Source organism: Alitiscatomonas sp. (genome assembly GCF_037242085.1).
GTDB lineage: Bacteria > Bacillota > Clostridia > Lachnospirales > Lachnospiraceae > Alitiscatomonas > Alitiscatomonas aceti.
Genome location: NZ_JAXXBR010000128.1, coordinates 1 through 15,026 on the forward strand (window position 1 = coordinate 1; position 15,026 = coordinate 15,026).

The 15,026-nt window shown below is 52.5% G+C and carries 14 protein-coding genes and 1 tRNA gene; all 15 read right to left on the reverse strand.

The annotated features are described in order from the left end of the window. Window positions 1-117 precede the first annotated feature (117 nt). The 15 genes from WIH05_RS12870 to WIH05_RS12940 all read right to left on the reverse strand — a co-directional run bounded on the left by WIH05_RS12870 (window position 118) and on the right by WIH05_RS12940 (window position 14,561). Window positions 118-1,779, reverse strand: a complete 1,662-nt coding sequence (locus WIH05_RS12870; protein ID WP_022272728.1) for an amidohydrolase — start codon at window positions 1,777-1,779, stop codon at window positions 118-120. Between the two features lie 24 nt (window positions 1,780-1,803). Then, on the reverse strand, window positions 1,804-3,204 hold the full coding sequence (locus WIH05_RS12875) for a GNAT family N-acetyltransferase (RefSeq protein ID WP_022272729.1): 1,401 nt from the start codon (window positions 3,202-3,204) through the stop codon (window positions 1,804-1,806). Next, window positions 3,201-3,764, reverse strand: coding sequence for a DNA-3-methyladenine glycosylase I (locus WIH05_RS12880; RefSeq protein WP_022272730.1), 564 nt, complete (start codon window positions 3,762-3,764; stop codon window positions 3,201-3,203). Before WIH05_RS12880 ends, WIH05_RS12875 begins: the two co-directional genes overlap by 4 nt. 12 nt (window positions 3,765-3,776) lie before the next feature. Beyond that, a complete protein-coding gene (locus tag WIH05_RS12885) occupies window positions 3,777-4,322 on the reverse strand; it encodes a methylated-DNA--[protein]-cysteine S-methyltransferase (RefSeq protein WP_022272731.1) in 546 nt (181 codons plus the stop codon). 294 nt (window positions 4,323-4,616) lie between these two features. After that, window positions 4,617-4,688, reverse strand: a tRNA-Gly gene (locus WIH05_RS12890). A gap of 196 nt (window positions 4,689-4,884) precedes the next feature. Further along, complete coding sequence (locus tag WIH05_RS12895; protein WP_022272732.1) at window positions 4,885-5,424, reverse strand: nucleoside-triphosphatase; 540 nt, start codon at window positions 5,422-5,424, stop codon at window positions 4,885-4,887. Window positions 5,425-5,433: 9 nt separating this feature from the next. Next, window positions 5,434-6,159: a GntR family transcriptional regulator gene (locus WIH05_RS12900; protein WP_022272733.1), complete on the reverse strand. Its 726-nt coding sequence runs from the start codon at window positions 6,157-6,159 to the stop codon at window positions 5,434-5,436. Window positions 6,160-6,331: 172 nt separating this feature from the next. Continuing rightward, complete coding sequence (locus WIH05_RS12905; RefSeq protein WP_022272734.1) at window positions 6,332-7,162, reverse strand: fructoselysine 6-kinase; 831 nt, start codon at window positions 7,160-7,162, stop codon at window positions 6,332-6,334. Beyond that, complete coding sequence (locus WIH05_RS12910) at window positions 7,162-8,139, reverse strand: SIS domain-containing protein (RefSeq protein ID WP_022272735.1); 978 nt, start codon at window positions 8,137-8,139, stop codon at window positions 7,162-7,164. The genes WIH05_RS12905 and WIH05_RS12910 overlap by 1 nt, the downstream gene beginning before the upstream one ends. Window positions 8,140-8,175: 36 nt before the next feature. After that, the gene (locus WIH05_RS12915; protein WP_337425473.1) at window positions 8,176-8,898 is read right to left on the reverse strand and encodes a gamma-glutamyl-gamma-aminobutyrate hydrolase family protein; all 723 of its coding nucleotides are present in this window, start codon (window positions 8,896-8,898) and stop codon (window positions 8,176-8,178) included. A 57-nt stretch (window positions 8,899-8,955) separates the two neighbouring features. Beyond that, window positions 8,956-9,933 (reverse strand): ABC transporter ATP-binding protein, encoded by a 978-nt coding sequence (locus tag WIH05_RS12920; RefSeq protein ID WP_022272737.1) that lies wholly within the window; start codon window positions 9,931-9,933, stop codon window positions 8,956-8,958. Further along, window positions 9,933-10,922, reverse strand: a complete 990-nt coding sequence (locus WIH05_RS12925; protein WP_022272738.1) for an ABC transporter ATP-binding protein — start codon at window positions 10,920-10,922, stop codon at window positions 9,933-9,935. The genes WIH05_RS12920 and WIH05_RS12925 overlap by 1 nt, the downstream gene beginning before the upstream one ends. Window positions 10,923-10,992: 70 nt before the next feature. Then, the gene (locus tag WIH05_RS12930; protein WP_022272739.1) at window positions 10,993-12,678 is read right to left on the reverse strand and encodes a peptide ABC transporter substrate-binding protein; all 1,686 of its coding nucleotides are present in this window, start codon (window positions 12,676-12,678) and stop codon (window positions 10,993-10,995) included. 48 nt (window positions 12,679-12,726) lie between these two features. Next, complete coding sequence (locus WIH05_RS12935) at window positions 12,727-13,581, reverse strand: ABC transporter permease (RefSeq protein WP_158360222.1); 855 nt, start codon at window positions 13,579-13,581, stop codon at window positions 12,727-12,729. A 26-nt stretch (window positions 13,582-13,607) separates the two neighbouring features. Further along, entirely contained in the window at window positions 13,608-14,561 is a 954-nt protein-coding gene (locus WIH05_RS12940) for an ABC transporter permease (protein ID WP_337425474.1), read from the reverse strand. Between the last annotated feature and the right edge of the window lie 465 nt (window positions 14,562-15,026).

Sequence of the window (15,026 nt, forward strand, 5' to 3'; positions counted from 1 at the left end):
TTTTGCGTTTTTCACGTTTCTTTTTTCTGTTCCTTTTATATATACAAGATAAGGCAGTACATCCTGTGCAGAACACAAGATATGCCGCCTGGACTTTTTACTGGCTGCTGCCGTCCTCTACTCTTCTGTTTTCCGGTATACGATCTGTCCGTCAACGATCGTCATCACCGGAAGGATGGTCCGGATCTCCTCCGGTCTGCATGTGAAAATGTCTGTATCCAGCACTGCCATATCCGCCAGGTACCCCGGCTTTAATCGTCCCTTGAAATCTTCTGCAAATTCATTATAGGCGGAACCAATGGTATAAGCGTCGACCGCGTCCTCGATATCCACCCTCTCTTCCGGGAAGAAGCCGCCCTCCGGCCATCCCTTCTGATCCCTGCGGGTCACTGCAGAATAAAGATTCGGGAACGGATTGCAGTCCTCCACCGGAGAATCCGTGCCATAGGAGACATGGATCCCCAGCTTCTTTGCTGTCCCAAAGGCGTAGGAGGTGCTGCTCAGCTCCTCTCCGCACCGGTCTGTCACCACATGCATATCATAATCCAGGAAGATCGGCTGGTAACAGATCAGGATATCATCCCCGGCGATCCGCTCCATCATCTCCCTGTCTGTGATCTGGCAGTGGATCAGGGCGTGGCGCAGGGGATTCTTCCCGTCATGGAGCACCTTCTCATAGCTTTCGATCACATCCTCAATGGCCCGGTCTCCGATCACATGGGTCACCACCTGGATCCCCGCCGCATCCGCCAGACGGCAGAACTCGTCCATCTCTTCCTTTGTGATACATTCCACTCCACGGTTTCCCGGGTCGTCCTGGTATTCCTTCCGCATGGCCGCCGTCCGTCCGCCCAGGGAACCGTCCTTAAAAAGCTTTAACGGTCCCAGAGCCAGCCTCTTCGGGTCCTTATAGACCCCATGCTTAAATTCTCCGTTCCCCACGCATTCCCGGAATTCCTCCAGAGACTGGATACACGCCTGATGCCGGTAGCGCAGAGGACACAGTCCCTCGTCATAGATCTCATGAAGCATGCGGAACGTATCATCCCGGGAAATAAAAGCGTTCCCCACATCATTGGACTGGACGCTGGTAATACCATGGGCCACCGCATACTCTGCGGCGTTTAAAAACATGCGCTTATCGTCCTCAAGGGTATATTTGGGGATCAGACCATTGACCAGCTCCATGGCATTTTCAGTGAATATTCCCGTGGGCGTTCCGTTTTCGTCTGTCTCAATGGTGCCTCCGTCCACATGGCGCATCTTCTGATCCAGCCCCAGAAGCTCAATGGCCTTACTGTTGGCCGCCGCCACATGGCCGCAGATCCGCTGGAGCACCACTGGTACCTCTGTGGAGATCCGATCCAGATCATAACGGCCCGGCATCCTCTTTTCCCCAATAAACAGGTCCTGGTTCCAGCCCTTTCCTGCGATCCCCTGCTTCGCCGTTTCTGGATTCTGGCGGACGAACTCCTTTACGCGCTCCACCATCTCATCCACAGAGCTCACTCCCGTGATGGGTGCCGTCGCAAAGTCCATGCCCACGTTCAGAAGGTGCATATGGCTGTCATTGATCCCAGGGATCACCGTGCGGCCCTCCAGGTCAATGATCTCTGCACCGTCCAGTCCATTCCCGGAACCATCCCGTTTTCCCGCTGCCGTAAGGACCTCTTCCTCCGTCCCCACAGCCTGGATCACTCCGTCCTCCGCATAAAGCGCCTGGGCAAACCTTCCTCTCTCCACATAGATCTTTCCATTCCTTAATACCAGTTTTCTCATGGTCTTCCCCTTCCCTTTCTTCTATTATAATACAGGTTTCCTCCTATCCTTCCGCACAAACGGCGGCCGTACTGTATCCTCTGTCAGCAGACCGTACTTCTCCGGGCGGCGGTACGCATTTCCATGTACCTCCTGGCGGCGGTATGACCGCAGAAGCTCCAGATCGAATTCCGCCAGCCAAAGCCCCTCTTCTCCATCGGCTTCCAGGATACACATATCTCTCGATCCCTCTTCCCCCGGCAGATACGCCACGCCGTCAAATGCCGATGAGTGACCGTTGCAGTCCGGCTTCCCCTGGGGATAATTGCAGGTGGCGATTCCAATCATGTTCTCATAGGCCCGTCCGCGAAGCTGGGACAGGCGGTTGATCTCCATAGGGCAGGCGTTGGGGACCAGGACGATCTCTGCCCCCATAAGCATCAGGATCCGGGCGCTCTCCGGAAATTCCCGGTCGTAGCAGATCATGGCTCCCACCCGCACAGCGCCGGCCTCTGTATCCAGATCCGCCGTATGGAAGCCCTCTCCCGGAGTCAGGCGGCACTCATCCCCGAAATCACAGGTATGGACCTTCGCATAGGACAGCACACATTCCCCATGGCGGTCCAGTAAAAGCAGCGTGTTCCTTGGGCCTTCCGGATACTGTTCCAGGATCGTGATCCCGATGGCCATGGACAGCTCCCGGGCCGCATTGGCAAAGGCTTTGACGAATGGGCCGTCCGCCGCCACCGCCTTATGCTCCAGCTCCTCCACGCTTTCCGGCATATCATAACCGCTGCTCCACATTTCCGGAAACAGTGCCAGGTCGGCTCCGGCCTTCTTTGCCTCCCGGCACCAGAAAAGGCCTTTTTCCAGATTTTCCTCCAGGCTGTTTCCCGGCAGGATCTGGAGCAGCGCGGTCTTAAGGCTTCTCCGTCCCCTCCTTTTCTCATAGGAAGGATGATAAAGTCCTGTGGGGCTGTAAAACTCATTTCCCGTATATACGAATCCCAGCCGTTCCAGCAGCTTCCCGGATCTTTGATTGTCCGGATGATGGCCTGCAAAAAGTCCTTCAGCATCCAGCTCCCCAAAGGCATACCAGATCGCCGCCCGGCAGGCCTCTGCGGCGATCCCACGGCCCCAGAATTCCGGCTTCAGATGGATCCCCAGCTCATAGGTCCGGCTTCTGTGGGGCCTTAAGCCGCAGCATCCGGCCAGCCGTCCTGTCTCCAGCTCAAAGACCGGCCAGTACTGGACATGATGATGCTGCCCATTTTCCATCTCCAGGGCCAGCCTCTTCCGGACCTCGTCGTCCGAAAACTGCCCGGCAGCACAGATATACCGGCACACCTGGGGATCCTCCCAGAGGCCGTTTGCCAGCTCCAGATCCTCTCCCGTCCACCAGGAAAAGCCCAGCCGTTCTGTCGTCAGAAAATATTCCCGTTTCATTCCGCCCGCACCTCCATAAAACATCCGTCCTCATGGGCCCAGATCACTCCCACCGCCTGGAGATAAGCATAAATGATCGTGGTGCCCACAAACTTCATCCCCCGCTTCTTAAGGTCCGCCGATATGGCATCTGACAGGGGAGAGCTGGTCCTTCCCTTCTCACAGACCACCCTGCCTCCGGTCCAGCCCCAGAGGTATTCCGAAAAGCTCCCATATTCCTTCTGGATCTCATAAAAAACCGCCGCATTGGTCACGGCTGCCCGGATCTTTAAACGGTTTCTTATGATCCCCGGATCATTCTGAAGCGCCTCCAGCTTCTCATCATCATATGCCATGACCGTTTCCAGATCAAAGCCGTCAAAGGCCTGGGAAAACGCCTCCCGTTTATTCAGCACACACTCCCAGGAAAGCCCGGCCTGGAATCCCTCCAGGACCAGCATCTCGAACAGCTTCCTGTCATCATGGACCGGAACGCCCCACTCATGATCGTGATAATGGATATACCGCTCATTCCCAGGATCGGCCCACCGGCACCTTATTTTTCCATCCTTCCATTCCATGATATCCCCCTCTTAAAGCGCCGTCCCCTTCACCGGAACCGAAAACCTGGAAACGTCCACGCCTTCATGGTCCAGCAGCCAGATCTTCCGGTCCAGGCCGCCGGCATATCCTGTAAGGCTTCCTCCTGATCCTACCACACGGTGGCAGGGGATAATAATAGAAACCGGGTTGTGGGCCAGGGCTCCGCCTACGGCCTGTCCGGACATGGTATCCCTGCCCATCCGGGCTGCCGCCTTTTTTGCCAGGTCTCCATAGGTCGTGACCGTTCCATAAGGGATCTCACAGAGAAGTCCCCAGATCAGCTTCTGGAATTCCGTTCCCTCCGGTGCCAGGGGAAGCTCATCCGGACACGGCTTTTGTCCGGAAAAATACCGGTCCAGCCATTTCCTGGCATCCCCGAATACCGCAGGCTCTGGTCCCTGCTCCTTTCCGATTTCTCCCACGTTCTCTCCGCCAAAATATTTCTGGCCCTGGATCCACAGCCCCGTCAGATGCTTCCCGTCGCTCCCCAGGGTCAGGAGACCGATGGGCGAAGCATACGATGTCAAACAGTACATAAAAGCCCTCCTTATTAAAAAAAGCCATTCCATACCATTAAAAGTCTGGAATAGCTATTTCTATTATTATTGTGCCAAAAAAGAAGCGTCAGCCCTGCGGGTTCCAAGACCATCTCCTGCTTCCGTAGTCTATGCCTATTTTTATATATTAAAAAAGCACGAGACGGGAGGGTCTGCCCCAGCGCAGTCCACCCGGTGGACGCAGCGAGGGCATTCGAACCAGGGCGTCAGCCCTGCGGGTTCCAAGACCGCCTCGTGCTTCCGTAGTCTGTATCTATTTTTATGTATTAAAAAAGCACGAGACGGGATTCGAACCCGCGACCCTCGCCTTGGCAAGGCGATACTCCACCACTGAGCCACTCGTGCAACAAAGTATTCTTATGAACATCGTCATTATATACCAATCCAGACCATTTTGTCAAGATTTTTTCGTCATTTTACCCTGGAAACTATAACCATCCAGCCATACATCTTTCTTCCTATCCGTCTGTTGTGGACAAGAAGCACCAGGTGTCCTCCATATGGAGATACGGAGAGAAAAATGCTTTATAAAAGCATATTTTCAATGTTTTTCCCCGTCCAGGCCTCCCCATGACCGAACAGTTGTCTGGAACTGTTTTTTTACAAAATCAAGGACCTCTTCATACAGCGCATCCCTGTTTTCTTCCGTGATGAAAAAACACCGGCAGCCAGGATGGGAGCGGACGCTGCTTAAAAAGGCCGTATCCCTGTCCTTCACTGCTGCGATCACCGGATCCCTCCCCCCAAGGCGCTCCAGAACAGCCCTGCAAAAAAGTTCTGAAGAGGACTCCAGATATCCCAGCTCGTCCATGATCATAACGCTGCCAGCCTTTACGGGAGCCAGGATCCGCGGCGCATAGCGGTCAAATCCTTCCTTCACCGGAATCCCGCAGGTCTCTCCGCACAGGCCCACCAGATTCTCCTCTGTGGGCACATGCTCCGCCCCCGCATCATAAATATGGACCTGATCTCCTTCTTTTTCTGTCTCAAATCCCCATACCGGACGGTCCAGAGACTCCAGGACCCGCCGGATCAGTGTAGTCTTTCCAGCGCCTCTGGCGCCGACGATCAGTACGTTCATATCCGCTCCCTACTTTCCCGACTCGTATACATACAGGGAAAAACGGTCTCCGTTGATCAGCTGGATCCCGGCATACATGGGCTCTCCGTTCTCATCATAAGCCGTGCTCTTTACAAACAGAAGGTAATCCCCCTTTTTCACATCCATCAGAGCTGCCTCTTCCGCCGTGGCCCGGCACAGCTCGATCATCTTTTCCGAACTGGCAACCTTTGCTCCGGCCTTTTCCTTCAGGCACTCGAACATGGACCCATTATTCAGATCCTCCTCCAGAAGGAAGGCGTATTTCAAAGGGAAATAGCTTTTCTCCACCTGGACCGGCTCTCCGTCTGCCAGGCGGAGTCTGGAAATATAGACCACATTGCTGCCCGGCTCGATCCCCAGCCGGTCGGCCACCTTTTTATCCGCCATGATCAGCCGGTTCTCCAGGACCTGTGCCCCCGGCTTCACGCCCATCTGCTCACACATTTCCGTAAAGCTCTGGAGCTTTTTCATGTTTCTTGAATATTTCGGCTTTGTGACAAACGTTCCTTTTCCCTGCTTGCGCACCACCAGCCCCTTTTCCATCAAAGAGCCCACGGCCTTACGCACCGTGATCAGACTGACTCCATATTCTTTGGCCATCTCAGCCTCGGTCATGATCTTATCGCCGGGCTTATAGACGCCGTTTCTGATACTGGTTTCCAGCTCTTCCATGAGCTGCACATACAAAGGCGTGATCGCATCCTGTTTCAGCATAACGTTTATCCCCCTGTTCCATATTTTCTATGTACTCCCGCGTGATACCTTCCCTATTCTAATATGAAGCAGTCAAAATGGCAAGTCAAATAAAAAAGAATACCCGCGGCAACAAGGAGGAATGCCGGAGATCCGGCCTGCCGCGGGTTCAGACATATATGAGATTTTTCGTTTATTCTTCCTGGAAGGCGATGCCGTGGCCAAACGCGCCGTTCACCAGGCACGTCTTTGCCGCAAACTCTGCTCCCGCTTCCATGGCCGCATGGATATCCTTCTTCTCCAGCATGGCCAGCAGAAAGGCTGTGGCAAAGGAATCTCCGGCTCCCAGAGTATCCACCGCATCCACCAGCTTCGGCTTCTGGGTGTAATACTGCTCTCCGTCATAGATCAGGGAACCCTTTCCGCCCCTGGTCGCCACGGTCATACGGCAGCCCCTGGCCTTCAGAGCCTCACAGAGCTTTTTGATCTCTTCCTCCGGCGTGTCGCCGCAGGAGGCAAAGGCGATATCCACCTGGGGCCCGATGGTCTCAATATAATACTCCTGATTCCACCGGCCGGACATATCGTAGGAAATAGGAACCCCCGCCTCACGGAGCTTATGGAGCTCTCCATCCAGATGGCCGTTGCAGCTGGTATGAATCAGCTTAAAGGTCCGGATATAATCCAGGTCCTCCTTCGTCAGCTCCAAAGGATGTTCATTAACGATGCCGCCCTTGTTGCTCATGATAAATTCCCTGTCGCCATCCACCAGGCGTACCTTGGCATAGCCGTTTTCCCCGTCATACTGGCGGCACCGGGAATGGTCCACCCCCAGCTCATCCAGAGTCCGGATCACATGATCCGCCACCTCATCCCGGCCAAATACGCCCATATAAGCCGCATCTGCTCCCAGCATCTTTGCATAGACCGAAAAGTTCATGGCCTGGCCGCCGGGATACATGATCTTTGCAGGATAATATTTATCGCACACATTATCCCCAATGCCGATGACTTTCGTTTTCATTAATACTCAACCTTCCACATATATCTTCTGTGATCCATGGAATGGCCTCTCACCTCGGCCATCTGTGCCACATAATACCGCTCGATGGGGATCAGTACCACCGGGTTGAAGAACTCTGCCACGTCGGCATCGATACGGCCCTTGTTTAATTCCTTAAAGTCAATGACAATGAAATTCTCTGCATATGTATTTAAGAATTTCAGGCATCTTTCATCCAGGGCACGGGTACGGCCTTCACTCATAATGAGGATCATCGGAAGCTTCTTATCTGTGGTCTCGAAGGGGCCGTGGAAATATTCGCCGGTATGGAGGCAGACAGCGTGCTTCCACTGCATCTCCATAAAGTGACAGCAGCACATGGAGTAGGCTACGCCATAGTTGGGACCGGAAGCCAGTACATAGAATACAGGCTCGTCTTTTTCCTTATCTGCCCATTCCTTTGCGGCTGCCAGGCAGTTTTCCTTTCCTTCTGCCACGATCTCATCGATGTATTTGTATGCCTCCATGGCCTTATCGTATTTGTCCCAGCCCTCAAACTGGTGCAGCAGTTCAAAGCCGATCCGTAAGGAGTTGGCCTGATTGGAATCGCTGTAAACCTGGTCGTCTCCATTGGAATAGGTAACCACATACTGGCCCACCTTTGCCATTCCTGTATCCATATTTCCGGTCATGGCAATAGTGATGGCTCCGATGGAGTTAGCCTTTTTCACAGCCTCTACCGTCTCTGCAGTCGCCTTTAAGGAACAGATCACAGCCACGCAGCGGTCGTCCAGCTCCTTGGGAGTCGCATGAACGAACTCATTGCTGGTGTAGGTGGTGGCGCTGAAGGTCTTTGCCTCGCTCTGCAGCAGGTAAAGTCCCGGGAAAATGGCTGCCTTGGAGCCGCCGCAGGCTACAAAATAAACATGCTTAAGACCGCCCTTTTTATCCAGGGTCTCCTTGATCTCGGCTACGATTTCTTTTACTGTTTTTGTCATTTTTCTTCCTCCTCAAAATGCGTCAGTGATTTTCCACTAACAAAGATCTACAAAATATTTAAATAATTCTGTGCCGTCCGGCCCAAAAGCCGGATTCGGCGCATCTCCCCGCATCCGTTCCGGATGGAACTGGACGCTGAAAACAGGAAGTGTCTTGTGTTCAATGGCCTCAATGATCCCATCCAGAGATCTGGCAGTCACCTTTACATCCGGTCCCACTGCATCTGCGCAGTCCCGGTGAAAGCTGTTGACCAGAAGCTTTGGACCATAAAGGCGGTTTAAGATCGATCCGTCTTCTGCGACGATCTCATGCTGGATCCCCTCCGAGTGCTCCACTGCATGCTTCCTCGGAAAATTCAGCATATTGTGGCCGCCCAGGGCCGCGTTGACCAGCTGGTGGCCGCGGCAGATCCCCATAATGGGCTTCTTCCTCTTAAAAAACTCCTCAAAGGCAGCAAATTCCATCTCATCCCGGATCACATTGCATCCGGCCTTGAGGTTGTGGGCCACATTGGCATCTCCATCAGCCAGGTTATTGAAGGTATCGCCAAACCTGGAGGGATGAACGCTTTCTCCTCCGGTAATGAGAAGACCGTCAGCCATTTCCGCGTACTCCGCAGCCAGCTTTGTGCTTCCCATCATCACCGGAACGCCTCCGGCAGCCACAATGGCATTCATGTAAGCTGTATTTAAAATAAATGACGGCACCCCGCGGCTGTTGTTCCCCAGCATGCCGGTTACAAGAATGATCTTACCCATGGGTTTTTCCCCTTTCTTTTCCATTTTCCTCCATTATACTACATGCCTCTGCTTCCATCAATGGTACAGGAAACAGGAAACGCTGCGCTTTGCTCCATTCTCATCTGTAAGCTCCACAAGCTTCGGCGCTTCTTTATGGCACCGCTCCGTTGCATAAGCGCACCGGGTAGAGAACAGACAGCCTTTAGGCGGGTTCAAGGGACTGGGAACCTCGCCCTGAAGGATGATCTCATCCTTTTTTGCATGAATATCCGGGACCGGGATCGCGGAGAGGAGAGCTCGTGTATAGGGGTGGAGTGGATTTCCATAGAGCTGCTTTTTGTCTGCAAGCTCCATGATCCTTCCCAGATACATGACAGCTACCCGGTCGCACAGATATTCTACCACACTCAGATCGTGTGAAATAAAAATATAGGTAAGGTTCCGCTCCTTCTGTAAGTCCTTCAGCAGGTTCAGCACCTGGGAACGGACGGAAACATCCAGAGCAGAAACCGGTTCGTCGCAGATCACAAGTTCCGGATCATTGATCAGAGCCCTGGCGATCACCACGCGCTGTCTCTGGCCTCCGGACATTTCGTGGGGATATTTTTCCAGGAATTTCTCACTGAGCCCCACCTCATTCAGAATATCGATGACTTTTTTCAGTTTTTCTTCTTTTGTATATTTTCCAGATACGTCCAGAGGCGTCATCACCGACTGAACGACCTTCTTTTTCGGATTTAAAGAGGCGTAGGGATCCTGGAAGATGATCTGGATCTTTTCACGCAAAGGACGCATCTGCTTTTCCGTATAATTGGTAATATCCTCTCCATGGAATAGGATCTGGCCTCCGGTGATATCATGAAGCTTCAGGATCGTCTTCCCAAGGGTAGACTTTCCGCATCCAGACTCTCCCACCAGGCCTACGATCTCGCCCTGGTTCACAGTCAGATCGATCTGATCCACCGCCTTCACGGAGATATCCTCACCGTTCCTCACCTTTTTTACCGGGTAATACTTTTTCACATTTCGTATTTCTAGCAACGGAGCAGCCATCAGTTTTCACCTTCCTTCCCGTACAGGAAGCAGCGTACCATATGGCCGTCCACTTCCCGCATTCCCGGATCTTTTTTCCTGCACTGTTCCGTGGCGTGCTGGCATCTGGTACAGAACCGGCACCCCTCAGGCATCTCATCGAGACCGGGAACTGTTCCCTCGATGGTGTATAAATGCTCCTCCTGTCCGCTTCCAAGCTTTGGAATGGAATTCAGGAGGCCGATGGTATACGGATGCTTTGGATGGTCAAAAATATCCTCCGCCGTACCGTATTCCACAGATTTTCCTGCATACATGACCATAACATGGTCTGCCACCTCTGCCACCACGCCCATATCATGGGTGATCAGGAGCACAGAGGTATTGGATTCTTTCGTCAGAGTCTTGATGATCCGCAGGATCTGGGCCTGGATCGTCACATCCAGAGCCGTCGTCGGCTCATCTGCGATCAGCAGCTTGGGGTTACAGAGCAGTGCCATGGCGATCATGACCCGCTGACGCATCCCTCCCGAAAGCTGGTGGGGAAATTCCTTGATCCTCTGCTCCGGAGACGGGATCCCCACCCGCTTCAGCATCTCCACGCACTGATCCAGCGCATCCTTTTTTGAGATCTGTTTGTTGTGGGTGCGGATCATCTCCAGCATCTGGTCCCCGATCCGGTATACCGGATTCAGGGAAGACATGGGCTCCTGGAAGATCATGGAGATCTCATTTCCCCGGATCTCTCTCATTCTGGCTTCCGGCGCCTTCACCAGATCCTCTCCATCAAAAAGGATCTGGCTGTCCTCGTCAATAATACTTACAGCAGGGGGGACCAGCCGCAGGATCGACGTAGCTGTCACGCTCTTTCCACATCCGGATTCTCCCACGATGCCTATGACCTTTCCCTTATCCAGGGAAAATTCCACGTTTTCCACTGCTGTCAGCTTCTTTTTTCCGACGTTGAAAGAAACCTTTAAGTTTTTGACTTCCAGCAATCGTTCCTCCATTTGTATCCCTCCTGCTTATATTCCCGCGGGGCCGGAGAAGCCCCGGCTCCCGCGTTATAGTTCCAAATCCTTATTTTGCTACGGACCACTCCCATACCTTCTGGTTGTTTACGCCGCCTTCAAATCCATTGTAGCCCTGGAAACGGTCGGACTTTACACTGAAGCTGTAACCGTTGTACAGCATCACCAGCGGCATTTCATCATACAGAAGCTCCTGGTAGTCGTTGATCAGTTCTTTTCTCTTTGCTTCATCCAGCTCTGCTGCAATGGCATCCTGGATCTCTGCATATTTTGTATCTGTGATCTGGCAGTATGTGGCGTTTTTGTTGTCATAGTAGCCGGCCATCCACAGCGGATAGTCCATGGCCGTGGAGCCGCAGATACCAAGATCATAGGTTCCATCCTGAAGACCGGAGAACATGGTAGCCAGCTCCACCGTCTGTACCTCAATGTTAATGCCTGCTTCTGCCAGGTTCTGCTGGATCACAGCAGCCATGCTCTCACGGGCAGAGGTAACGACCATTTTCAGAGTCTTGCCAGAATCCCATCCAGCCTCTGCCAGGAGCTCTTTGGCCTTATCTACATTTCTTTCCCATTTGGTTCCAAACTCATACTGGGAGCCCGGGATGATGCAGGTGGTTGCCGGAACGCCCTGTCCCTGGAGAGACTGGTCGATCAGCATCTGCTTATCGATGGCATAGCTCATGGCCTGACGTACCTTCTTATCCGGTACGTTCTGGTTGTTGATCAGGAATACGGCAACTGTCGTCGGCTCTGCAGACTGCTCTACATTAAGCCCCATATCCTTGGCTGCCAGGGCATCGTCCACAGTGGGAGCCTGGAAGAAGCCGTCCATCTCGCCTGCTGCAATGGAGGTGATCGTATTGGTGGCAGCGATCACTTTTAAGACCAGCTTGCCGAACTTCGGTGCGCCCATATGGTAATCCGCAAAGGAACCCAGCTGCAGCTCACTTCCGGAAAGCTCGGAGATAAAGGTACATGGACCGGAGCCCACCGGAGCCTTCCAGAAATCACTGGTCTTGATCTCTTCCGGAGCCATATCCTTTAAGAGATGTTCCGGAAGTACATAGAAATATTTGTTGTGAAGGATCAGCCAGTCCTCCACCGGGATCACGCTCTTAAAGTTGATCTTTAAGGTGTAGTCATCCACAGCTTCTACCTGGACAGATTTTTCACTTTCTTCTGTTCCTGTGTCGTCCGTTCCGGCCCATGTATTGAACTCACTTCTTAAACCATACTCAAATTTTGGGTTGGTGATCAGCTGTGCAGTGAACACCCAGTCGCTGGCTGTAACCGGTTCTCCGTCATGCCATTTGGCATTCTCATCCAGATGGAAAACAGCAGCTTTTCCGTCGTCTGCGGATTCCCAGGACTTTGCTCCCCTTGGAGTTACATCGGTTCCGGCCTCTTCAATAAAAGCCAGACGGTCATAAAGCTTGTCGCAGACCAGGTTCTGGTAAATGGAACCGGAAGAGGAGCCGTAGGGATTGATGGTATCCCACGCCTGTGTCATACCATAGGTGATCACATCCTGGGAATAGTCGGCGTCTGCCGTTCCCTCTGCCGCTGCCTCTGTGGAGCCGGCCTCTGTTTCTGTCTTTCCAGCTTCCGTCTTTTCAGTCCCAGCCGCTGCCGTCGTCTCGTTCGCGCCGCCTCCGCCGCATCCAGTCAGAAGACTGGCCGCCATAGCTGATGCCATGGCCAGGCTTAAAAGTTTTCGTGTGGTTTTCTTCATGATCTTGTTTCCTCCTTATACTTTTATTGAATCATTTTTTCATTCCGTTTATTCCTTTGTTTTGGGATCCAGTGCGTCCCGCACGCCTTCTCCAATGAAGTTAAATCCGATGACCACCAAAATGATACAGATTCCCGGCGGAAGCCATACCCAGGGTCTGGCAGTCAGCACCAGAAGGTTCTGAGCCGCAAAGATAATGTTTCCCCAGGAAGCCTGCGGTGTCTGCACGCCCATGCCCAGGAAGCTTAAGGATGACTCGGTCAGGATCGCTCCCGCCACCCGGAAGGAGATATTCGCCCAGACCGGCGGGATCGCGTTGGGAAGAACCTCAGAAAATAAGATCTTCTTTGTGCTGACTCCCACAGCCCTGGCTGCCTGTATATATTCCCGCTCCCGGATCGAGAGCACGTTTCCATAGATCAGCTTTGCGATAGCCGTCCACCCAAGCACACCAATGACAACTGTTACCGTAAGGATCGAAGGACCAAACACTGCCACCAGAACCAGGATCAGTACCATGGACGGGAAAGACATGAATGCATCCGCTGTACGCATAATGATGGATTCTGCTGTTCCCCGGAAATATCCGGCGATCAGTCCCAGAGGAATGCCGATCAGTACGGAGATGATCGTGGAGGTGATCCCTACAAACAGGGAAATGCGACCTCCATATAAAAGCCTTGCAAACAGGTCCCGGCCCACATCGTCCGTTCCCAGGATATGGGCATCAGACGGGGGCTTATTGAACCCGGCGGCCCGGTCGGTGGTATATGGGTCCAGGTCTGCAAAAAGGGGGATGAACACCACTGCTAAAACTAAGATCGTTACGATAGCCAGGCCCAGCATCGCTTTCTTGTTATGGATAAACTTTTTCATAGCCTGGCTGTTCCATATTTCTTTCATGGTCTTTTTCACATTCCCACCCCCTTCTATTTAAACTTGATCCGCGGATCCAGGGCCGCATAGATCAGGTCCAGGATCAGATTTGCCACCAGCACCACACCGCAGATCAGAACTGCCACACCCATGATCACCGGGTAATCGCGGCTGGTAATGGCCGTGATCATCAGGCTTCCGATACCCGGCCATGCAAAGATCTGCTCAGTCACCACCGCTCCTCCGATCAGGAACGGGATCGAAAGGCTGATGGTAGTCACAATGGGGATCAGCGCGTTCCGGAATGCATGCTTTAAAACGATGACCACATTGGTAATTCCCTTGGAACGGGCCGTTTTAATGTATTCCTCATTTAAAACCTCCAGTACGCTGGATCTGGTCTGCTTAATATAGTTTCCGATGGGCTGGATCCCGCAGACAAACGCCGGCAGTGCCAGATGATGCAGAAGGTCCAGCAGGTTCCCGCTCATACCGGAGGACTGCATTCCACTGGTGGGGAACCATTTCAGTTTCACAGCTAAAACATAGATCAGTAAAAGGCTTAAGAAAAAGTTGGGGACCGACGCGCCAATGAACGAAATAAAGGTACTGATGTGGTCCCAAACGGAATTCGGCTTATACGCAGAGATGATACCCAGAGGAACTCCCACCAGCATAGCCGCAAGAATACCTGTACCTGTGAGCATCAAGGACGGCATGATCCTCTGAGAGATCATCAGACTGACTTCCTGGGATGTCCGGTAGGAGATGCCAAAATCTCCGTGAAGCAGATCTCCCAGCCATATGAAGTACCGGATAACAATGGGTTTATCCAGTCCCATGGAAATCTTTAAGGCCTCCAGATCACTCAGGGACATTTCACCCGAAGCCGCAAGAACCGAAAGCGGACCGCCCGGCGCCAGGTTGATCAGTGTGTAGATCACAAATGTAATTCCCAGAAAAACCGGGATCGCATACAGCAATCGCTTTAATATGTACCGAAACACGCGAACTCCTCCTCTTCATATGTTTTTCACTAGAACATACTATATCATTATATATGGTTATATGTCAAGGTGAATATTTATATCTGTATATAATTCTCACTTTTTCAACGTTTTGTACAAATCCAGGAGCCGCATTTTATGGAACATAACAACATATGAAAGAAGAACTTCACCGTCAGCTTCCCCCGGTCCGTGGATATCCAGCCCATTCAGCTCCTGCCTCTCCTCCCCATCCCCCCTTCAAACCTCCAAAATGAGTCCCTTTGGGCAATATCCCTGTTTTTTTCTCCCAATGCCCAAAATTCCGTCTGATTTTGGGCATTGGGAATGCCTCTTTTTGTTTTATGCCCAAAATCTCAAGACTTTTTGATTTTTTCCCAGAAAAAACAAAGATTTTTGGGTACTGGCGAAAAAAAGCGGCTTATATACCCAATCTCGTCATCAGAACCCCCACCCCCTATCCAC

Coding starts and splice junctions, on each gene's coding strand:
- WIH05_RS12930 (WP_022272739.1), bottom strand. CDS start 12,678: ATGAAGAAAACCACACGAAAACTTTTAAGCCTGGCCATGGCATCAGCT.
- WIH05_RS12875 (WP_022272729.1), bottom strand. CDS start 3,204: ATGAAACGGGAATATTTTCTGACGACAGAACGGCTGGGCTTTTCCTGG.
- WIH05_RS12870 (WP_022272728.1), bottom strand. CDS start 1,779: ATGAGAAAACTGGTATTAAGGAATGGAAAGATCTATGTGGAGAGAGGA.
- WIH05_RS12925 (WP_022272738.1), bottom strand. CDS start 10,922: ATGGAGGAACGATTGCTGGAAGTCAAAAACTTAAAGGTTTCTTTCAAC.
- WIH05_RS12900 (WP_022272733.1), bottom strand. CDS start 6,159: ATGCTGAAACAGGATGCGATCACGCCTTTGTATGTGCAGCTCATGGAA.
- WIH05_RS12885 (WP_022272731.1), bottom strand. CDS start 4,322: ATGTACTGTTTGACATCGTATGCTTCGCCCATCGGTCTCCTGACCCTG.
- WIH05_RS12920 (WP_022272737.1), bottom strand. CDS start 9,933: ATGGCTGCTCCGTTGCTAGAAATACGAAATGTGAAAAAGTATTACCCG.
- WIH05_RS12915 (WP_337425473.1), bottom strand. CDS start 8,898: ATGGGTAAGATCATTCTTGTAACCGGCATGCTGGGGAACAACAGCCGC.
- WIH05_RS12910 (WP_022272735.1), bottom strand. CDS start 8,139: ATGACAAAAACAGTAAAAGAAATCGTAGCCGAGATCAAGGAGACCCTG.
- WIH05_RS12895 (WP_022272732.1), bottom strand. CDS start 5,424: ATGAACGTACTGATCGTCGGCGCCAGAGGCGCTGGAAAGACTACACTG.
- WIH05_RS12935 (WP_158360222.1), bottom strand. CDS start 13,581: ATGAAAGAAATATGGAACAGCCAGGCTATGAAAAAGTTTATCCATAAC.
- WIH05_RS12880 (WP_022272730.1), bottom strand. CDS start 3,764: ATGGAATGGAAGGATGGAAAAATAAGGTGCCGGTGGGCCGATCCTGGG.
- WIH05_RS12905 (WP_022272734.1), bottom strand. CDS start 7,162: ATGAAAACGAAAGTCATCGGCATTGGGGATAATGTGTGCGATAAATAT.